Below are 3,816 nucleotides of genomic sequence, written 5' to 3'. Positions count from 1 at the left end.
GCTAGGAGCCTGTCCATTTAATCGTTTTGGTCGAGTTCGACGAGAAACCACTTCTCCGAAATGTGCTATTCGGAGTCAACATTTCTCTTGGCGTGGGCCAGATGGGCGCAAACAAGAATTCCATTCTACTCGGCTCTGCAACTTTTGATTAAATGGACAGGCTCCTAGGCAAGATCTCCTATGTCACTTGCGCTGACGCGCCGTGCACATGCTGGTCGATTGCGCCGATAATCCGCGGCCACATCGGCACGGGATTGCGTGTCCTATGCCCTCGATCATCATGAGCCTCGCGCCAGGGACGAAGGCCGCTGTATCCGAGCCGCCCTTCGGATGCACCAGCGGATCGACGGTGTCGTGAGGATAGGGAGGCTTCGGGGCCGTGGAGAGCATCTCCCGGTCTAACCGGAGAGCTTTGGTTGTCGTCCTGGTTTTTAGGGTCGGAATCGCGCGGATCCTATGGACTATTCTGGTCTGCGCGGAGAACGTTCGATACCCGTTCTTCTCCCTTCGCCAGTTTGCTCAAGGTTAACTATCCTCCGGGTGGACTGCTCCGCAAATAAGCCCAGTAACAGCAGCGATTTCTCATTTGAGCTCCGTACTCCCGATCGGCAGAGCTGGCCTATTGTTCTCCGAAAGGACCTGTTTCTCTCCCAAGCTCTGGACTCCCTCAGTTTGGTACGGTCCTCGAAATTCAAAACGTTTGTAGCCACTTAAGGACTTAAGGGACTTGATCGGAACGAGGTGTTGCCGCTTCTCTCGGTCAGGCGAGAGCGGAGGAAAGCGACCGATTTCCATCATCGGATTCCAATTCACCTCCTCGAAGTTGGAAATCTGTCGCCTGGCTATCGTTTAGCAAGGCAATCTGACGAGGCTTATTCGCTGCCGTTCGAGGCGGCGATAAGCGACCCCGGCTTTCGGCAGGGCTATCGCATGTTGAGGAGCATATCGACGAGGAAGCTGTCGTCCCAGGCAGCGCTTTTGAGCTTGCCGCGCAACGAGGTCTTTGTATCTGGATGAGCGCGAGCAATATTGAGAGCGAGTCGCCGCCAAACGGCAAGGTTGGCGGGAGCATGGTCCTTTCGGCTCCGCGCCTGATCCTCGTCGAGAACGACGTCGAGCGTCTAGCGCAGAACGTTTTCGATGCCCCAATGTTCGCAAACGATGCGCATCAGTTCTGCAGGCGTGTAGCACCTGCTCAGAAGGAAGTAACGCTGGACGGTCTTGTCGCGTCCACGCTTGTTGGTGATCCGCGCCACGGCCTTGAGACCTGGAGAGTCGTGCTTTTCGTCCATATCCTTGACGGAAGTAACGATCGCCGTTCGGGTTTCCTTGCGGCCGTGATCGGCGTCCTTGGTCGTGGCTTGTTTGAGCCTTTCGGTCGCCATTCGCATCCAGCGTTCTTGGAATCGCCGACAAGCTCCTTCTTCTTGGTGTCGACCGAGATCGCCGGCTCGCCTGCCGCGAGCGCTTCTTTCGATTTGCTAGTTCATTTTAAAAGCTCATGGCGGGAGTTGTGGATTACGCCAAACGAACCGCAGGGGGCTGTGTCCGCTTCAATCTGCCGATAGAACAGCGCTCGCCGACCGCGACAACGCCCTCACGAGCGACCCGATCGCAATCTCGTGAGCCTCTGGCAGAAGATAAATCGGTATAAATTTTCGTAAATACGGTTGGAGAGGCCAACAGCCCGATTTATTGAACAAGTCACTCGACTGGGCCAAGATCGTTTCGAGGCGTAGAGCGCAGCCCCGCTCATCCTTAAGCTCGGCCATCGGACAAATGGAACGGTGCGGGTGCACGAAGCAGATGGCCGGCGTATCCAAGAAGCGTCACTTCAGGGATCGAGATGGCTGAATGACAAGCGACGAGGCGCAGTGGCTATATTCCTCCGGTCTATTTGGCGCGAATTCAAAAAACGTCTCGCGTGTCCTATCGATTGACGGCGAGCGCATCTTCTACAGGGTAAAGCGCCCGGCCGGCGGCGATCTGCCTGATGTGCTGATCGTGGTGCCCGCCGCAGAGCATCCCCTACCAGCCACGCTGGATCGGCTCGCCCACGAATTCGGATTGAGGAATGAACTGGACCGAGCGTGGGCTTGCAGGCCAATCGAGCTCGTCAGGGAAAGCGGCCGGACCATGCTGGTGCTGGAGGATCCCGGCGGCGAGCCGCTGGAGCGCCTGCTCAACGGGCCGATGGAGACGGCACGATTCCTGCGCCTTGCTATCAGCATCGCGCAGGCTTTGGGGCGAGTGCATCAGTCCGGTCTGATCCATAAGGATCTGAAACCCGCCAACATCTTGCTGAACCGAACGACAGGCGCGATCAGGTTCACCGCCTTCGGCCTCGCTTCGCGGCTCCGGCGTGAACGGCTAACCATCCAGCCCGCCGAAACCATCGCCGGCACGTTGGCTTACATGCCGCCGGAACAGACCGGCTGGATGAACAGATCCCTCGATTCCCGCAGCGATCTCTATGCGCTCGGCGTCATTCTTTACCAGATGCTCACGGGTTCGCTGCCGTTCGCCGCGGCTGACCCGATTGAATGGGTGCATTGCCATATCGCGCGACAGCCGGTGGCACCGGCCGAACGCGTGACGGGCGTGCCCCAGATCGTCTCGGCCATCATCATGAAGCTGCTCGCCAAGACCGCTGAGGATCGATATCAGACCGCGACCGGGCTCGTGCGGGATTTGCGGCGCTGCCTCGCCGAGCTTGAAGCTCGCGGCCGCGTCGAAGCGTTTCCGCTCGGCCAGCGCGACGCCTCCGACCGGTTGACCATCCCCGAGAAGTTTTATGGTCGCGAGCGCGAGATCGAGACGCTGCTGGCCTCGTTCGATCGCGTCGTCAAAGACGGAACTCCTGAGCTGGTGCTGGTGTCGGGCTATTCCGGCATTGGCAAATCGTCCATCGTGAGTGAACTGCATAAGGAGCTGGTATCGTCCCGCGCGCTTTTTGCATGTGGCAAGTTCGATCAGTATAAGCGTGACATTCCGTACGCGACCCTGGCGCAGGCCTTTCGTGGGTTGATCCAAACGCTGCTAAGCAAGAGTGATCTGGAGTTGGCCGGTTGGCGGGACGCCTTTCGGGAAGCGCTCGGCGATAACGGGCAACTAATCGTCGATCTGGTCCCCGAGTTGGGCCTTGTCATCAGCGATCAAGCCCCGGTCTCCGAACTCAACCCCAAAGACGCGCAACACCGATTCCAACGAGTATTCCGTCGCTTCCTCGGCGTTTTCGCCCAACCAGAACATCCACTCGCGTTATTCCTCGATGATCTGCAATGGCTGGACGCCGCAACGCTCGACCTAATCGAAGATCTGCTGACTCAGCCGGAACTAAGACATCTGATGCTAATTGGCGCCTACCGCGACAACGAAGTGGGCGCCTCACATCCGTTCATGCGCAAGCTCGAGGCAATTCGCCAGGCCGGAGCGCGCGTGCAGCAGATCCCGCTGGGACCGCTGAGTCATGGGCACCTCAGCGAACTGATCACGGATACCCTTCGATGCGAACCGGCGCGCGCCTTGCCGCTGGCCAATCTGGTGCAGGACAAGACTGCCGGCAACCCGTTTTTCGCCATTCAGTTTCTGAACGCGCTCGCCGATGAAGGATTGCTCACCTTCGATGCCGGCGCAGGACGCTGGTCGTGGGACATCGAGCGTCTCCGCGCCAAGGGATACACTGATAATGTCGTGGACCTCATGGTCGGAAGGCTAGTCCGCCTTTCGGAAGATACACGGCGGGCGCTGGAGCAGTTCGCCTGTCTCGGCGCCGCCGCCGACACGGAAACATTGGCGATCGTTCTCGAAACCTCG

General features: G+C 58.7%; 1 protein-coding gene and 3 pseudogenes. 1 reads left to right on the top strand and 3 read right to left on the bottom strand.

What is annotated here, in order from left to right; all coding sequences use genetic code 11:
- Positions 1-178: 178 nt before the first annotated feature.
- The 3 pseudogenes from WCB02_RS09975 to WCB02_RS09965 all read right to left on the bottom strand — a co-directional run.
- Positions 179-357: pseudogene (locus WCB02_RS09975) on the bottom strand (alpha/beta hydrolase); the annotation flags it as partial.
- 566 nt (positions 358-923) lie between these two features.
- Positions 924-1,358 (bottom strand): annotated as a pseudogene (locus WCB02_RS09970) (ISAs1 family transposase); the annotation flags it as partial.
- Between the two features lie 11 nt (positions 1,359-1,369).
- A pseudogene (locus tag WCB02_RS09965) lies at positions 1,370-1,471 on the bottom strand (ISAzo13-like element transposase-related protein); the annotation flags it as partial.
- Positions 1,472-1,854: 383 nt separating this feature from the next.
- Here WCB02_RS09965 and WCB02_RS09960 point away from each other — a divergent pair.
- On the top strand, positions 1,855-3,816 hold a 1,962-nt coding region (locus WCB02_RS09960), incomplete at its 3' end, for an ATP-binding protein (RefSeq protein WP_423957883.1).

This window comes from Bradyrhizobium sp. (assembly GCF_049581145.1).
GTDB lineage: Bacteria > Pseudomonadota > Alphaproteobacteria > Rhizobiales > Xanthobacteraceae > Bradyrhizobium.
Note: the sequence above shows the minus strand (reverse complement) of the source record. Positions and strands in the feature narration are given on the sequence as shown.